Source organism: Paludisphaera borealis (genome assembly GCF_001956985.1).
Classification (GTDB): Bacteria; Planctomycetota; Planctomycetia; order Isosphaerales; family Isosphaeraceae; genus Paludisphaera; species Paludisphaera borealis.
The window spans coordinates 7,041,356-7,057,122 of sequence record NZ_CP019082.1; the positions used below are offsets into that span (position 1 = coordinate 7,041,356).

Here is a 15,767-nt window from a genome sequence, read left to right on the forward strand (position 1 = left end):
GATCGGGGTCTTCCAGTTTCCAACCCCGGGCGCAGCCCGATTGCCCAATCCATGAGAGGATAAATGATGGACGCAAAACGTCAAAATCAGTTGATCGTCGAGCAGTTTTCGGTTCAGGCGGCGCCGTTCGCGAAGCTCGCGGCTCACTCGACGGAGGACTCGCTGCGGCTGGCGCGCGAGGCGGTCGAACTCGACGAGTCCGATACGGTCCTCGACGTCGCCTGTGGACCTGGGATCGTCGCCTGCGACTTCGCCCGCCACGCCAGGCGGGTCGCGGGGATCGACCTGACCCCCGCCATGATCGAACAGGCCCAGACGCTCCAGGCGGCGAAGGGACTCTCGAACCTCGAATGGCGCGTCGGCGACGTCGTGGAACTGCCGTTCGATTCGTCGTCGTTCTCGGTCGTCTTCACGCGCTATTCGTTCCATCATATGCTCGAACCCGACCGCGTCCTCGCCGAGATGGCGCGCGTGGCCAAGCCCGGAGGACGCGTCGCGGTGGTCGACGTCTATTCGAGCGGGCCCGAACAGGCCGCCGCCTATGATCACGCCGAGAAGCTCCGCGACCCCTCCCACGTCCGGGCCCTGGGCCTCGGCGAGCTGGCCGGGCTGTTCGAGAAGGCCGGGCTCGAAGACGTGAAGGTCAGTTTTTATGGAGTGGACGTGGATCTGGACGAACTGCTCGGGTCGTCGGCTCCCGAGCCGGGGGCGGCCGACGAGGTCCGGCGGATCTTCCGTGAGGACGTCGGCGTCGATCGGCTGGGGGTGAACGCCCGATGGGCCGACGGTTCGCTCCAGTTCACGTTCCCGATCGCCGTCCTCGTAGGACGAAAGGCCGAGGCTTAAAACCGGCCGACGCGGTAGGGCGCGACGTCGAGGAAAGGGGCCTGCTCGCCCAGGATCTCGGCGACCAGCCTCCCCGTGGCGGGCGCCATCGAGAGCCCGAGCATGTTGTGGCCGGCGGCGACGACGACGTTGTTCAGGGCGGGGGTGCGGTCGATGATCGGCAGGCCGTCCCAGGTCATCGGCCGCCAGCCGAACCAGGTCCGCTCGACCGGTTCGGCTGTAGGCTCGCGGAGGAACGGGGCGGCGCCGTCGCGGAGGAGCTGGAGCCGGCTCGGGTGGATCGACTCGTCGTAGCCGGCGAACTCCATCATCGACCCGAGCCGGTAGCCGGTGTGGAACGGCGTGACGGCGACGCGGGTCTCGGGGAAGATCATCGGCACGTTCGGGCAGATCGACGGCCGGGGCATCGTCAGGCTGTAACCCTTGCCGGGCTGGATCGGGATCTTGCAGCCCAGGTGGTCGTTGAGCTGGGGCGTCCAGGCGCCGGCGGCGATCACGAACGCATCAGCGGATAATTCGCCCTGATCGGTGTCGACGGCCGAGGCCCGACCGGCGAGGCGTCGAAAACCCTTGAAACCGCAATGCTCGCGGAAGGTCACGCCCGATGCTTCGAGCCGTTCCCGCCACGATCGCATCAGCTTGTCCGGCCGCAGGTGAGCGTCTTCATGGTAATACCAGCCTCCCGCCAACCCCGGCTTCAGCGCCGGTTCCAGTTCGAGCACGGCGTCGCCGTCGTACCGCTTCGCGGCGCAGTGGAACGAGTCGGCGAGGAGGCGGTCGGTCGGGGCGTAGGCGTCGAGTTCGGCCTTCGACTTGTAGACGAAAAAGAGCCCGCGCGATTCCCACTCGCAGTCGAGATTCTCGGTCGCCACCAGCTCGTGGTAGAGGGCCAGCGAGGCGTCCAACAACGGCTGGATGCCGCGAGCCGAGGCCAGCATGTCGCGCTCGTTGCAGCGGAGGGCGAAGTGGATCAGCCAGGACCAGAGCGCCGGGTCGGGCCGGAGCTTGATCTTCAAGGGGGAGTACTTCTGGAGGAGCGACGCGAGCCCCTTGGCGACCATGCCGGGCTCGGCCAGCGGGAGGACGTGGCTCGGGCAGACGAACCCGCAATTGGCCGCCGAGCTGCCGCCGCCGATCGTCCCACGGTCGATCACCGTGACCCGCCAGCCCGCCTTCGACAGGAAGTAGGCGCACGAGGTCCCGACGACCCCGCCGCCGATCACTAGCACGCTCTTGCTCATATCCGGATGCCTGAACCGAAGGGGTCGTTGGGATGAATCAGCAGGGTCGCCTCGGCGTTGACGTAGGCCGTGCCGCGAATTCGCGGCCGGATCGCGCCGTCGACGATCCGCGCCGAGCCCTCGAACACGCTGCCGATGATGCTCTCCTGCCGCCAGACCCGGCCTTCAGCCAGCTTGCCGTCGGCCACAAGACAGGCGAGCTTGGCGCTCGTGCCGGTGCCGCACGGGGAACGGTCGTACGCCTTGCCCGGGCAGAGGACGAAATTGCGGCTGTCGGCCCCGGCGACGGTCGGCGGACCGAACAACTCGACGTGGTCGAGTTCATGACCGTCCGGGGTGCGAACGCCCTGGGCGTCGAGCGCCCGGCGGATGCGCCAGGCGACGTCGGTCAGTCGCTCGACGTTCGCCACGTCGAGGGTCTCGCCGTGATCCTCGACGAGGAAGAACCAGTTGCCTCCCCAGGCGACGTCGCCCACGTAGCGCCGGAGGCCGGGGACGTCGACCGCAACTCCCTTGGCCGCGCGATGGCTCGGCACGTTCTCGAAGGCGACGGAGCCGTCGGCGTCGAGGGTCAAGGTCACGTCGCCGACCGGCGTCTCGATCCGGTGCGTTCCCGGTTCGATCCGGCCCAGGTGGGCGAGCGTCGCCCCGAGGCCGATCGTGCCGTGGCCGCACATGCCGAGGTAGCCGACGTTGTTGAAGAAGATCACCCCGGCCGCCGCCTCGGGGCTCGTCGGCTCGCAGAGCAGGGCGCCCACCATGACGTCGGAACCGCGCGGTTCGTTGACGACCGCCGAGCGGAAGTCGTCGAACCGGTCGCGGAACACGGCCAGCCGCTCGGCCATCGACCCGCGCCCGAGGCCGGGGCCTCCCGAGACGACGACGCGGGTCGGCTCCCCCCCGGTGTGAGAGTCGACCACCTGGATACGACGCATTTCCGAGCGAGACATGGTGATATAACCTTCCTTGACGAATCAGGCGGTTTTGCCCGGCTTGGGACGATCGGCGATCCCCTTGCGAATAACGGCGAGGACGCGCTCGCGCTCGTCGCCGACCAGCGTCAGCCGGGGAGCCCGCACGGACTCCGTCCCCAGTCCGCACTCCTGCACGGCCAGCTTGATGTACTGGACGAGCTTGACGTGGGTGTCCAGGTGCAGCAGCGGCATGTACCAGCGATAGACCGCGACGGCTTCCTCCCAGCGGCCCGAGGCGGCGAGGTCCCAGAGCAGCCGGTTCTCGGCCGGGAAGGCGTTGACGAGCCCCGAAATCCAGCCCGTGGCGCCCAGCATCAGGCTTTCGAGAACCAGATCGTCGACCCCGCAGAACAGGGTGTACCGACTGCCGCAGACGTTCTTCAGGTCGGTGATCCGGCGCACGTCTTCCGACGACTCCTTGATCGCGACCAGCTTGGGTTCGTCGGCGAGGTCGGCCATCATCTCGGGTTTGAGGTCGACGCCGTACGTCACCGGGTTGTTGTAGACCATGATCGGCAGGTCGGAGGCCTTGGCGACGGTCCGGAAATGGGTGACGGCCTCGCGCGGGTCGGCCTTGTAGACCATCGCGGGCAGGACCATCAAACCGTCGACGCCGGCCTTCTGTGCGTCGGCCGCGAACCGGCTGGCGAGCTTCGTGGTGTACTCGGCGACGCCCGACAGCACCGGAACCCGGCCGCCGACGTGCTCGACCGTGGCCTTGAGGACTTCCAGCTTCTCGGCGTATTCGAGCGAGCAGTTCTCGCCGACGGTGCCGAGCATGATCATCCCATGAACGCCCGCCTCGATCATGCGGTCGAGGTGCCGCATCGTCGCCTTGATGTCGAGGGACTGGTCGGCTTGAAACTGCGTCGTCGCCGCGGGAAAGACGCCCCGCCATGCGCTTGTCATCGCCTAGACTCCTTGCTAAACCAGAATCCTCGCCCTGATCGCGTCCGCGTGGTCTGACGCCATCGTAGCCGATCTCGGCGGCGGCTTCGACTGGCGAGCCACCCAATGAAGATCATCCGGAGAACCGTCTTGTTCACCCGAAATCCTGGAATTCGATGCGTTCCGCGTCGTTTGACGGTCGTCGGCCTGTTCATCCTCTGCGTCGCGTCGACCGCTCGCGGCCAGGGATCGAAGGCCGACTACGAGCGCGCCGAGGGGCTGCAAGCGGCGACCCGCGCCAAGGTCTTCAAGACGTCGGTACGGCCGCACTGGCTGCCAGGCGGGGAACGGTTCTGGTACCGCAACGACCTGCCGGAACAGGCCAGGGAGTTCATCCTCGTCGATGCGGCGAAGGCCGAGAGGCGGCCGGCTTTCGACCACGCGCGGCTGGCTGAAGCGCTCGGCAAGGCGGTCGGCAAGCCCCAGAAGGCCGAGCGACTGCCCGTCGAGCGGATCGTCGTCGCCGACGGCGGGGCGATCCATTTCGAGGCCGAGGGCAAAGCCTGGCGTTTCGACCCCACGACGGGCGAACTCAAAGACGCGCCGCTACCCGTGGTCGAGGAACCCAAGGAGCCCTCCAGCCGGCGGGGCCGACGCGAGGCTTCTCAGGAATCGCCCCGCGCCGACGACTCACCCGACGGCAAGTTCGCGGTCGTCGTCCGCGACCGCAACGTCGTCCTCCGGGAGAAGGCGACGGGCGAATCGACCCCTCTCAGCTTCGACGGCTCGGAGGTCGACGCCTACCAGCCGCGCGTTTTCTGGTCGCCCGATTCCAAACGGTTCGTCGCGCTGCGGACCGCCCGAGGCGATCGCCGGGTCGTCCAGATGATCGAGTCGTCGCCCCGGGGCCAGCTCCAGCCCAAGCTGCACGAGCAGGATTACTTGAAGCCGGGCGACAAGGTGGCGGTCACGCGTCCGCGTCTGTTCGACGTCGAGGGATGCAAGGAGATCCCGATCAAGGACGACCTGGCGCCCAACCCCTGGAGCATCGACGAATTCCGATGGTCGCCCGATTCCAGCCGGTTCACGTTTCTCTACAACCAGCGCGGGCACCAGGTCCTCCGGATCGTCACCGTCGATGCGAAGACCGGCGAGGTGAAGCCGATCGTGGACGAGCAGAGCAAGACGTTCATCGACTACTCGTCGAAAACTTACGCGTTGCATCTCGACAAGACGCATGAGTTGATCTGGATGTCGGAGCGCGACGGCTGGAACCACCTGCACCTGATCGACGCGGGCTCCGGGAAGGTCAAGAACCAGATCACCCGGGGGCCCTGGCTGGTGCTCGGCGTCGAGCGCGTCGACGAGGAGCTTCGCCAGGTCTGGTTCCGCGCGGGGGGGATTCACGCCGATCAGGACCCGTACCACGTCCATTACGCGCGGGTGAATTTCGATGGATCAGGCCTGGTCGCTCTGACCGCCGGCGACGGGACCCATCAGATCGACTACTCGCCCGATCGAAAATACCTTGTCGACACCTACTCGCGCGTCGACCTGCCCCCCGTGATCGAGGTCCGCAAGGTCGAGGACGGCAGCCTGGTTTGCGAGCTTGAGCGCGCCGACGCGTCGGCCCTGAAGGCGACCGGTTGGAAGCCGCCCGAGCGATTCGTCGCCAAGGGGAGGGACGGCGCGACCGACGTCTACGGCGTGATCTTCCGGCCCTCCACGTATCGCAAGAACCAGAAATACCCGGTGATCGAGAGCATCTACGCGGGGCCTCAGGGGGCCTTCGTCCCCAAGCGGTTCACGTCCTTCCACCCGCACCAGGCGCTCGCCGAGCTGGGCTTCATCGTGGTCCAGATCGACGGCATGGGGACCAACTGGCGGTCGAAGGCGTTCCACGACGTCTGCTGGAAGAACCTGGCCGACGCGGGGTTCCCGGACCGCATCCTCTGGATGAAGGCCGCCGCCGAGAAGGACAAGGCGATGGACCTGTCGCGCGTCGGGATCTACGGCGGTTCGGCGGGCGGCCAGAACGCGCTCGGAGGCTTGCTGACGCACCCCGAGTTCTACAAGGCCGGCGCGGCGGACTGTGGCTGCCACGACAATCGTATGGACAAGATCTGGTGGAACGAACAATGGATGGGATGGCCGATCGGCCCCCATTACGCCGAGCAGTCGAACGTGACGATGGCGAGCAAGCTCCAGGGCAAGCTGCTGCTGACCGTGGGCGAACTCGACCGCAACGTCGATCCGGCCTCGACGATGCAGGTGGTCGACGCGCTCATCAAGGCTGACAAAGATTTCGATCTGATCGTCTTCCCCGGCGCTGACCACGGGGCCGGCGGCAGCCCCTACGGCGAGCGTCGCCGCCGGGATTTCTTCGTCCGGCACCTGCTCGGCGTCGAGCCGCGCAGCCAGTAGCGGCGGTCTCGCTCACCGACCCCCAGCGACGGCCCTCCAGGCGATGTTCAAGACCGCGATATAAGCGTTGCTCCAACTGTCTTCCCTGAAGAACTGGACCGGACGGCCCGGGTCGCCGATGAAGGGACGAAGGACCCATCCCATCTGGACGCCCACGAAGACGTAGACCACGAGCCAGGCCCGGAGCATCACCCGATGCGCCGGGTCGCGGATGATAAGCTCGCGGTACTCCCGGCGCAGGAGGCTCTGAGCGCTCACGCTGGCGGTCCCGAACATCAGGGCGTTGAAGAGGATCGCCGGCTGATAACTGATCCCCGATATGTACGCGAACGCCGTGATCGGCGCCAGCGAGGCGAGGACGACCGTCAGCCCGGCCTGGGTCGAGACCAGCGCCCGCGCCACCCGGGGGAAATCGGCCCGCAGGCCGAGCAGCGTGTTGAGCACGAAGAACGTGGGCAGGCTGAGCAGGAAGGCCGACGTCAGCAGTAACGGCACCTTGAGCCCCGAGTAAAGCATCTGCCACGGCCGATCGGCGTCCAGGCCGCCGTAAGCCCCCATCACCGCCCCGTAGAACGTCCCGAAGACCACGACGACCGCCAGCCGCGACCGCCACGAAAGCTCATCCCGCGCGAAGCCGCCGCGGAGGACGAGGTCAGCTTGGTGAAACAAAGTGGGTCGCATCGTTCGGGGCGCCTCGCCAGGCGGATCGGCTCAGGACAGAAGGCTGCCCAGGGTATGAAGCACGGCTTCGAAGAAGTTGGACTGCCGCCCTCGAAACCAGGTGAAAGGTACGTTCGGATTTCCGATGAACGGCCGCAAGACCCAGCCCATCTGCGCCCCGACGAGGCCGAACACGACCAGCCAGAGGCGGAAGATCGTCTTGACGTGGCGGCCGAGGAACTGGTCGGACAGCGGCCGGATCGCGCTCGGCGTCTCCGCGCCTGGCGCGTCCGGCTCGGCCTCGATCAAGGTCTGGGCGATGCTCAGACGCTGCAACGTCTGGAGCAGGAACATCTGAGCGAGGCCCCCCGCGATCGCGAAGACCACGACATTGAATAAAACCATGAACGGGTAACTCGTCGTGCTGACCGAGAAGAACGCCACGATCGGCCCCATCGAGCAGAGCACCGCGACATTCACCCCCAGCGTCGCCACCAGCAATCGGACCACCGCCGAAAAGGTCAACCGCGAGCCGACCAGGGCGTTGAACACATAGAGAGACGGCAATGTCACGATCAGGGTCAGGTAGAAGAGGAGCGGGACCTTGACCATCGTCGCCACCACCTGCCCGAGCGCAGGGCCGTTCCGAGAGAAAACGGTGAACGTCGCCATGCAGAGGCCGTGGATCATGCACAAGACCACGATCACCCGAGACAGCCGTCCCGGCGCGACCTCCACCCGGCCCTCGCGCAACGAGGACAACCGCGTCAGGTCGCCCCTCAAGATCGAGTCCAGATCGCGCACGCCCTGAAGCCGCCTCGACCGCTTGACGCCTATACTTTCGTCGGTCCCCATGACTGTCCTCCCCAAGGATCAATGCATCAGGACTATGACTTTGCCATGTAGAGTTCCGGGCGTCAACAGCCGAGTCTTTGGATTATTCCGATGAGCGGAAAGTGCTTGCGCGTGGAATCAAGGTTCGTCCGCAGTCGAGGTCTCGACGATGACCTCGGCGGCGCTCATGACGGGGCCGCCGTCGACGGCGGCGAGGCCGCGAAGTCGGACGAAGCGCGCGCGAGGGCCGGCGAGCGGGACGGGCTTGCTGGTGGGGTCGTCGGGCCACGCGCCCCGGGCGACGGGCGGGGTCCAGTTCAGGCGGTCGGACGAGACCGACACCTCGAAGTCGCGGACACGGCCCGTCGAGGCGTCTTGGCGGGGAACGTACAGGATAGCGTTGATGCGTCGCGGCTCGCCCAGGTCGACGATCAGCTCGTGGGGGTAGCCGGGCGTCGCACCCTGGAATTCGGTCTGCCAGATGGTCGAGAGATCGCCGTCCGAGGCTCGTGCGGGCTCGAAGCCGGGGGCGTTGCCGTCGGCCGAGAGGCTGATGGAGGCGTCGGGTCCGCCCGTCGGCTGGGCGGCTTTCCGAATCCAGGCGAGGATCGCTCGATAGGCGGGATGCTCGGCGTTCTCCCAGCGCGGTCCGCCGACGTGCGTCAACCCGGTCGGGCTGACCGGATCTTCGCCTCCCTGTCCCTGGGGGCTCCTCGGCTTGCGAAGCAGCAGGCTCGATTCGGGGTCGCCGAGGTTCACGACCTTGAGGGCCGAGCTGTAGTTGATCGCGACGTCCTCGTCGGTCGGCGGCTTGAGCGGGTCCCGCTCAGCGATCCGCAAGATCGTGTGGTTCGCATGGCACTCGACGCACGAGCGGCCGTCGGCGCCGGGCTGGTAGAACAGCGGTTCCACGGTGCGCCGAAAGGCCTCGAACCGCAGCAGCCGGGGCCGCGAAGGCTCGACGTCGGCGGTCAGCTCGGCTGGATCGAGGCCCGAGGCTCGCAGCAGAGCGTCCGCCTTGGCGGCCAGCGTCGAGTCACCCGCAAGCGCCTTGACTCGTCGAGCCAGCGCGGGGTGACGGCTCACGAGGCGATGATTCCTGACGACGTCGAGCGCGTCGGCCCGTACCTTTGCGTCGGGATCGACGAGCAGGCGGGCGAGGTGCTCGCGCGCGTCGGGCCGTTCCCAGAACGACGATTTCTGGGAGGTCGCCGCCAGCCCCAGGCGGCGGATCTTCGGCGCATCATCAGCCAGTATGTTCATGAACAACCGAGTGGCGTTGCGTCCCTCGCCGAGCTTCGGCAGACTCTTTAAGCCGGCGACCGCCTGTTCGCGGACCGCCTCGGACGGGTCGGTCAGCGCCTTCTGGAAGAGGTCGACGACCGCGGCGGGGGGATCATCGCGATCGACGAGCGCGGGACGGCCGAGCAGGACATGAAGGGCCCGCGCTCGCTGGGGTTGGTCGAAGCGCTCCCAGCCGCCGGCGACGACGTTCACGGCGTCTTGATCGGATACGTCGGCCCGATCAAGGAGCGGCAGGAGGTCGGCGGCGGCGTCCGGGCGCGCGAGCAAGGCAGGCACAGCCTGGGCGATCTCGGGACGTTCGGCCAGGCGGCTGTTGCGGCCGACCGCGGCGAGCAGGGCGGGGCGGGCCTCGTCGGATTCCGCGATCAGCCGGCTCATGAGCTTCGTGCGAGCCGGATCGGTCTCGGCTCCGGCGAAGCTCATCGTGTCGTGGATCAGCCCGAGGGCGGCCCGCCTCAGTTCGGCGTCGGGATCGCGAGCGGCTTCGAGCACGGCGAGCTGGATCGCGGCGTTCTCGGTTCGCGACGGCAGCTTGAAGAAGCTCGCGAGCTGCAACGCTCGCCGACTATCGTCGGCCGGCAGTGGACCGCCGAGCAGCGAGGCGAACGTCGATTCGAGGACGTTCAACGGGACCTCATACAAGAATCCGAATTCGCGATCGTTGCCGACGTCGATCTGGTTCTCGGGCTGTCGCGCGTAGGTGCGACCCTTGAAGAACGACCCGTCGAACGCCCGGAGGACGCCGTCCTTCTGGGCGACGCTCCCGTGTTCGAGAGTAGCGAGGACCGGCCCCAGCAGCACGTCGCGCTCGACGGCCTTGCGGGCTTCGAGGACGCGCGGGCGGATCGCCTCGGGAAGCTCGGCGAGGTTCTTCTGGAGGCTGACGCCGCCTCCGAGGTTCTCATCGAGCAGGATGTAAAGCCCCTCGCTCAGGTTCTTCCGGAGCACGGCGACGTCTTCGACCGCCATGCGCGCGAGGTAGGCGGCGACGATCCGTTTTTGAAGCGCGACGTCGGCCGTCCGGTAGAACCACTGCCGCAGCGAGCGAAGGGCCTGGAGCCGGGTCAGCAGGTCGGCGTCGTCCGTCAGATGGATGAGCCGGTCGGCGAGGTCGATCCGCGCGTCCATGCCGTGGAACTGGTACGCGAAGATCCGCGCCGCGCCTCGGCGGACGCGGGCGTCGGGGGCGTCGAGCGCGGCCTTGATCACGTCGAGGCCGACGCCTCGGTTGCCGAGCCGCCGGAGCGCCTCGGCCGACGCCCGCCAGACGATCTTGGACGGGTCGGCCAGCCGTCTCGCCAGCGGCGCGGCGGTCTCGGGACGCCCGAGCCGTCCCAGGCAGGAAGCGGCCGAGGCGCGGACCAGCGGCGACGGATGATCGAGCAACGCGACGATCGCGGTCGAATACCGGGCTTTGTCGGCCTCGGGGACGTCCCAGAGGTTTTCGAGAGCGTCGAGGGTGTGGACGAGCGAATCCGTGCGAGGAAGCCGGGCCGGCTGCTCGTCGCGGTTGCCCCACGAGGTCTTCGGGGCGCCCGACCGAGGGAAAGCGCGGGCCAGGGCCATCACGGCGTAGCGGGTCTCGCGCATCGGCGTGCGGAAGTTTTCATGCGTCGACGTCTGGAACCAACCGCCGAAATCCTGCTGCTGCGCGAGCAGGTAGCGGAGCCCGCGCGCGAGCGCCGGATGGTCTGTCGGCAGGCCGATTTCGAGGAACGTGTAAACGAGTTGGCCCGTCGTGTAGACCGAGCTTGGGCCGGGCTTGGCGTCCGACTCGTGCCATCCGCCGTCCAGGTTCTGGAGCGCGAGCAGGGCGCCAGTCTCGCGCTTGATCTTGTTCGCATGCTTTTGCTCGTCGATCAAAGACCAGGCGTACAACCGGTGGATGCGATCCTGAAGCGTCTCGATCCGCCGGTCGGCGTTGCGGTCGCCGAGGATCGCGCCGATGTTGGCGGCGGCCCTGGCGTAGTCGGCGTTCTCGGTGCGGCGGGCGATTTCGGAGAGGACTCGCCAGTCGCGCCATGCGAAGTCGAACTTGCTATCGAGCGGCACCACGCCGTTCATCTCGTCGGCCGGTAGGTCGCGGCGATTCTCCCAGGCGGCCTTGAGGAACGGCCCGAACCGCTCGACCATCGCGGTCGGCTCGCCGGAGACCTCGCGCTCGAAGTCGGCGAGGATGCCCCCTTGCTTGCCCTGGGATTGAAGGGGGATGGCGATGAACCGCTGCCAGTTGAGGCCGTCGTCGCCGTACAGCGGCGTGATCGAGTTGGCGATCCGATCCATGACGTACTGGAAGCCGTCCTTGGCCACGATCGGATAGCCCGCCCTGTGGGCCGTGAGGTTGGCTTCGGTCGGGAAGCTCGACGCGTGGCAGGCCGTGCACCGCGTGGCGGTGTCGTGGAGGCCGTCGGCCCGGACGAAGATGTTGCCTTCACGCGGAACCTGCGCGAACCAGGCGTCGCCGACGTTCATGATGTAGTGCATCCCGGCCTCGACCGCCTTCTCTGGGGCGTCGTAGGGGGGCTTCGGCATAACCCGGGTGCGGAGGATGTAGTCGGGGTGGTTGGCGTTGACCTGGAGGTAGTAGACTCCCTTCGTGAACGTCCGGCTGAGGTGCTTCGAGTACCGCTCGCGCTCGCGGTCGTGGACGATCTCCATCGGGTCCTTGCCGGCGAGGTACGGCTCGGGCCGGCCGGTCCTGGCGTCGACCGTGAAGACACGGAGGTTGGCCGACACGTCGCGGTCGCGGAGGTCGAGCTGGAAGTAGACGAGGATCGGGCCGGCGTCGGCGACCTCGAACCGGAACCAGTCGAGGCCCGATTTCCCTTCCGCCGCGTTGTCGAGATAGTCGACGTCGTCGGCCGTGCCGTAAACGTCGCGGGCGAGGATCAGCCGGTTCGCGGTTCGCCAGTCGTCGTTGGGCTCGGCCTCGAGCGCGGGCTCGTCGGCCGGCGGGACGGACTCTTCGCGCCATTCGACCCGGACCGAAATCGGCGCGTCGCGGCCCGGTGAATCGGCCCGCGTCAGCGTCAACGTCGCGGGACCGGCCTCGGCCGGACGATAGGGAACGTAAAGGTCGGGATCGCCCGCGTGGATGTCCTTCCGGAAGTGGTCGGCGCCCGGCCCCTTGAACTCGATCGTCACGCGGTCGCCGACGGCGGGGGGGGAGGATTCAAGCGTGACCAAAAGTGTGCAACGGCGACCGGCCGGGAGATCGCCGAGAGGGAGCGAGCGGGCCTCGCGCGGATTGAGCGCGACGGGGGACGCGCCCGGCCCTTCGGGCTCGACGGCCGCGACCGTCGTCGCCAGACCGAGGACGAAGCAGACGACGACCAAATCGCCGACGGATCGAAATCGAAACCGATGGGCCATGCGAATCGACCTCCTCGCCTCGCCGTCGACGTCCCACCATTGATTGTAGTGTCAGCCGGCGGGTGGGGACACCGGGTCAGCGGCGGCGACTTCGGAAGACGACCGCCCCAAGACCGAGTGTCGGCGGCTGTAGCCCAGGTAGATCAGCATGCCGACCAGCAGCCAGGCGATGAGGCGAATCCAGTTGTCCCGTCCGAGCCAGAACATGAGGCCGCCGTTGACGAGTACGCCCATCGTCGAGACGAACGGGACGAACGGCGCGCGGAACGGGCGGGGGACGTCGGGGTCGGTGATCCGCAAAATCCAGACCGACGCCGAGACGATCACGAAGGCGAAGAGGGTGCCGATGCTCACCAGCTCGGCGAGGAAGTCGAGCGGGGCAAGCGCCCCGCCGAGGGCGACGACGAAGCCGACCAGGAGGGTCGATTTCCAGGGAGTTTTGAACCGGGGGTGGATCGCGCCGAAGAAGCTGATGGGAAGCAGGCCGTCGCGCGCCATGGCCAACAGGACGCGGGGCTGGCTGAGGTTGCCGACCAGCAGCGAGCTGGTCATGCCCGCCAGGATGCCGAACGTCACGAGCGTGCCGGCGAGCGTCAGGCCCTTCGCCTGCAACGCGGCGGCCAGGGGGGCGGCGTCGCTGATCTGGAGGTAAGGGATCATGCCGGTCAGGACGGCGGCCGTCGCCACGTAAAGGACCGTGCAGATCACCAGGGCGCCGATGATGCCGATCGGCATGTCCTTCTGGGGGTTCCGGGCCTCCTCGGCGTGGGTCGAGATCGAGTCGAAGCCGATGAACGCGATGAAGATCCGGGCCGCGCCCAGCCCCACGCCCCGCCAGCCGTGGTCCTGGTGCAAGAACGGCTTCCAGTTCGCGGGATCGACGTACGCCGCGCCCGCGCCGACGACCGTGAGCACGACGCCGATGTTCAAGAGCACCATCGCCGCGTTGAAACCCGCGCTCTCGCGGATGCCGATCACCAAGACCGCCGTGACGACCGCCGTGACGAGCACCGCCGGCAGGTTGAACCACGGCATCGCCTCCAAGCCGCTGGGGAGCGTCACGAGCCGGGTCGAAAACCCCGTGGCCATCTCGTGCTTCCAGGGGGAGTCGAGCAGGCGCGGGTCGAGGTGGAAATTGAAGACGTGCTGAAGCATCGAATCGAAGTAGCTCGACCAGCCGTTGGCCACGAAGCACGAGCCGATGGCGTACTCGAGGATCAGGTCCCAGCCGATGATCCAGGCGACCAGCTCGCCGAGCGTCGCATAAGCGTAGGTGTAGGCGCTGCCGGCCACCGGGACCATGCTCGCGAGTTCGGAATAGCAGAGCGCGGCGAACCCGCAGCCGACCGCGGCGATGAGGAACGAGAGCATCAGCGACGGCCCAGCGACCTCGTGGGCGACGCGGCCCGTCTGGACGTACAGGCCCGACCCGATCGTGGCGCCGACCCCCAGCGCCATGAGCGAGAACGGCCCGAGCCGCCGGTGCAGCCGGTCGCCGTCGTTCAGCTCGTCGATCAGGACCGAAACCGGCTTGCGGCGGAACCAGGCGGATGAGAACCATTGCATTCGTTGAGCCTGCCTTTGCTTGCGTCGTCCAAGGCTCGGCGATCGGCGGACCGCCCGGCGAGAGGCGAGAGCAGAACAGATTACGCTATTCGTCCACCCGAGTTAAGGTCGGGCTTGGCGCCGGTGGTTGGCGGATCAACACAAGGGGGTGTTAGAATCAAGGCTCGACTTCCCTCTCCGGCGCGTAGCGAAGGAGTGACACCTCCCATGATTCGCAGCGTTCGCATCCTCGTCGCGGGTCTCGTGGTCGCCCTGTCGTTCTCGTCGGGCTGCGCGGCGCCCAAGCCGACCGAGTCCGCAGCCGAGGAGAAACTGGCCCTCGACGCCGTCCCCGCCGGCGTGATGGAGGCGGCCAAAAAGCAGCAGCCGGGCGTTGAGTTTCAGTGGGCGACGAAGGGGTGGCAGGACGGCGTCCTGATCTACAAGGTTCAGGGCGAGTCGGGCGAAGGCATGATCCACGAGGTCCAGGTCACGGCCGCCGGCGAAGTGGTGGCGCCGCCGGCCAAGTGATGCGGGTCGGCGCGGTCGAAGTTCAAGCGGCCGGCGCAGGCTCGTCGTCGTCGAACTCGCCTTCGATCATCTCGTGCTCAAGGTCGTGAGCCGAGGCGGTGAGCCCGCGGACCTCCTTGAGGTTCGCCAGGTAGACGCAGGCGCCGATCAGGCCGCAACTGTACATCAAGACGCGGAAGCCCATCATCGCCAGCGCGCCGCTCGGATGCCCCACCAACCCGAAGAGCTGGTCGCCGACCCCCTCGCTGAGGCCGAGCGCCCCGAAGGGGAGCGGCACGGCCATCGTGAACAGGGTGAGCGGCCCCATCAAGAAGTGCTCGCCGAGCGTCGTGATCATCTCGGGAAAGAGCATCTTGCCCATCAGGTAGAAGGCGAAGACGTTCAGGGCGTGGCCCGCGACCGACAGGGCGAGGCCGAGGAATACCACGTCGAGCCTCGTCCGATAGGTCGTCGACATCGTTTTCAGCTCCGAGACGATCATCGCCAGCCGCCCGTGGCCTGGCTGCTTCGACGCGGGCAGGAACCGGGTGAAGACCTGGCCGAATATCGCCGCCAGCAGCAGGACGCCCGCCGCTGCGGCCAGCCAGACGGCGAGGATCAGTCGATGGACTCCCGGCGCGGGGGTGCCTGTCGACGTCGTCATGTTCCAGGCGAAGGCGCCGGCGATCGACGCCAGCACGAACAGACCGAGCAAGCCCAGGATGCGGTCGATCACCATCGACGCGACCGCCTGCGTCTTGCGGATGCGCATCCGGACCAGATACGCCGCCTTGATGAGGTCGCCGCCGACGGCGCCCGGGATGACGAGATTGAACACGTAGCCGATGAAGCCCAGCAGCAAGGTCGACCGGAGCGTGAACCGGGGCTCGATGACCCGCACGAGCGCGTACCAGCGGAGGTAGGTGAGAATCAGGCTCGTCTGGAAGATCAGGACCCCCGCCAGCAGCAGCCGAAGGTCGAGTTTGCGCGACACGACTTCGAGGATCTTATCGCGGTTCTGGTTGAGGACCCACCCCAGCAGGCCGAACGCCAGCAGGATCAGGCCCACGTTGACGACGAGGCCGACATGCGAGTGCTTGGGCTTCGGCGGCTCCGCGGCGGATTCGAGGGTTTCGACGGTGCTCAACACAGCCTCCGGTGCTTGGTC

Annotated in this window: 11 protein-coding genes; 3 read left to right on the forward strand and 8 right to left on the reverse strand. The window is 67.4% G+C overall.

Annotated elements, in window-relative coordinates; translation table 11 throughout:
* Positions 1-63: 63 nt before the first annotated feature.
* Positions 64-846: a class I SAM-dependent methyltransferase gene (locus BSF38_RS27260; protein ID WP_076350180.1), complete on the forward strand. Its 783-nt coding sequence runs from the start codon at positions 64-66 to the stop codon at positions 844-846.
* On the opposite strand, the gene BSF38_RS27265 is transcribed toward BSF38_RS27260, so the two are convergent.
* Genes BSF38_RS27265 through BSF38_RS27275 form a run of 3 tightly spaced genes read right to left on the reverse strand, consistent with a single transcriptional unit; the run spans position 843 to position 3,970 of the window.
* Positions 843-2,087 (reverse strand): NAD(P)/FAD-dependent oxidoreductase, encoded by a 1,245-nt coding sequence (locus BSF38_RS27265; RefSeq protein WP_076350181.1) that lies wholly within the window; start codon positions 2,085-2,087, stop codon positions 843-845. The two genes, BSF38_RS27260 and BSF38_RS27265, sit on opposite strands and share 4 nt — an antisense overlap.
* On the reverse strand, positions 2,084-3,022 hold the full coding sequence (locus tag BSF38_RS27270; RefSeq protein ID WP_076350182.1) for a 4-hydroxyproline epimerase: 939 nt from the start codon (positions 3,020-3,022) through the stop codon (positions 2,084-2,086). The genes BSF38_RS27265 and BSF38_RS27270 overlap by 4 nt, the downstream gene beginning before the upstream one ends.
* Positions 3,023-3,061: 39 nt before the next feature.
* Positions 3,062-3,970, reverse strand: a complete 909-nt coding sequence (locus BSF38_RS27275) for a dihydrodipicolinate synthase family protein (protein ID WP_076350183.1) — start codon at positions 3,968-3,970, stop codon at positions 3,062-3,064.
* 105 nt (positions 3,971-4,075) lie between these two features.
* On the opposite strand from BSF38_RS27275, the gene BSF38_RS27280 reads away from it, so the two are divergent.
* Positions 4,076-6,373, forward strand: coding sequence for a S9 family peptidase (locus tag BSF38_RS27280; RefSeq protein WP_083713600.1), 2,298 nt, complete (start codon positions 4,076-4,078; stop codon positions 6,371-6,373).
* 12 nt (positions 6,374-6,385) lie between these two features.
* On the opposite strand, the gene BSF38_RS27285 is transcribed toward BSF38_RS27280, so the two are convergent.
* From BSF38_RS27285 to BSF38_RS27300, 4 genes are all read right to left on the reverse strand, one after another.
* Positions 6,386-7,042, reverse strand: coding sequence for a hypothetical protein (locus BSF38_RS27285; protein ID WP_237170637.1), 657 nt, complete (start codon positions 7,040-7,042; stop codon positions 6,386-6,388).
* 42 nt (positions 7,043-7,084) lie between these two features.
* Positions 7,085-7,888, reverse strand: coding sequence for a hypothetical protein (locus BSF38_RS27290; RefSeq protein WP_076350186.1), 804 nt, complete (start codon positions 7,886-7,888; stop codon positions 7,085-7,087).
* Between the two features lie 117 nt (positions 7,889-8,005).
* On the reverse strand, positions 8,006-12,544 hold the full coding sequence (locus BSF38_RS27295) for a discoidin domain-containing protein (RefSeq protein WP_076350187.1): 4,539 nt from the start codon (positions 12,542-12,544) through the stop codon (positions 8,006-8,008).
* A 51-nt stretch (positions 12,545-12,595) separates the two neighbouring features.
* Complete coding sequence (locus BSF38_RS27300; RefSeq protein WP_076350188.1) at positions 12,596-14,110, reverse strand: amino acid permease; 1,515 nt, start codon at positions 14,108-14,110, stop codon at positions 12,596-12,598.
* Between the two features lie 207 nt (positions 14,111-14,317).
* On the opposite strand from BSF38_RS27300, the gene BSF38_RS27305 reads away from it, so the two are divergent.
* Positions 14,318-14,620, forward strand: a complete 303-nt coding sequence (locus BSF38_RS27305; protein WP_076350189.1) for a hypothetical protein — start codon at positions 14,318-14,320, stop codon at positions 14,618-14,620.
* A gap of 22 nt (positions 14,621-14,642) precedes the next feature.
* Here the strand turns inward: BSF38_RS27305 and BSF38_RS27310 are convergent, their stop codons facing one another.
* A complete protein-coding gene (locus BSF38_RS27310; RefSeq protein ID WP_076351526.1) occupies positions 14,643-15,746 on the reverse strand; it encodes a lysylphosphatidylglycerol synthase transmembrane domain-containing protein in 1,104 nt (367 codons plus the stop codon).
* Between the last annotated feature and the right edge of the window lie 21 nt (positions 15,747-15,767).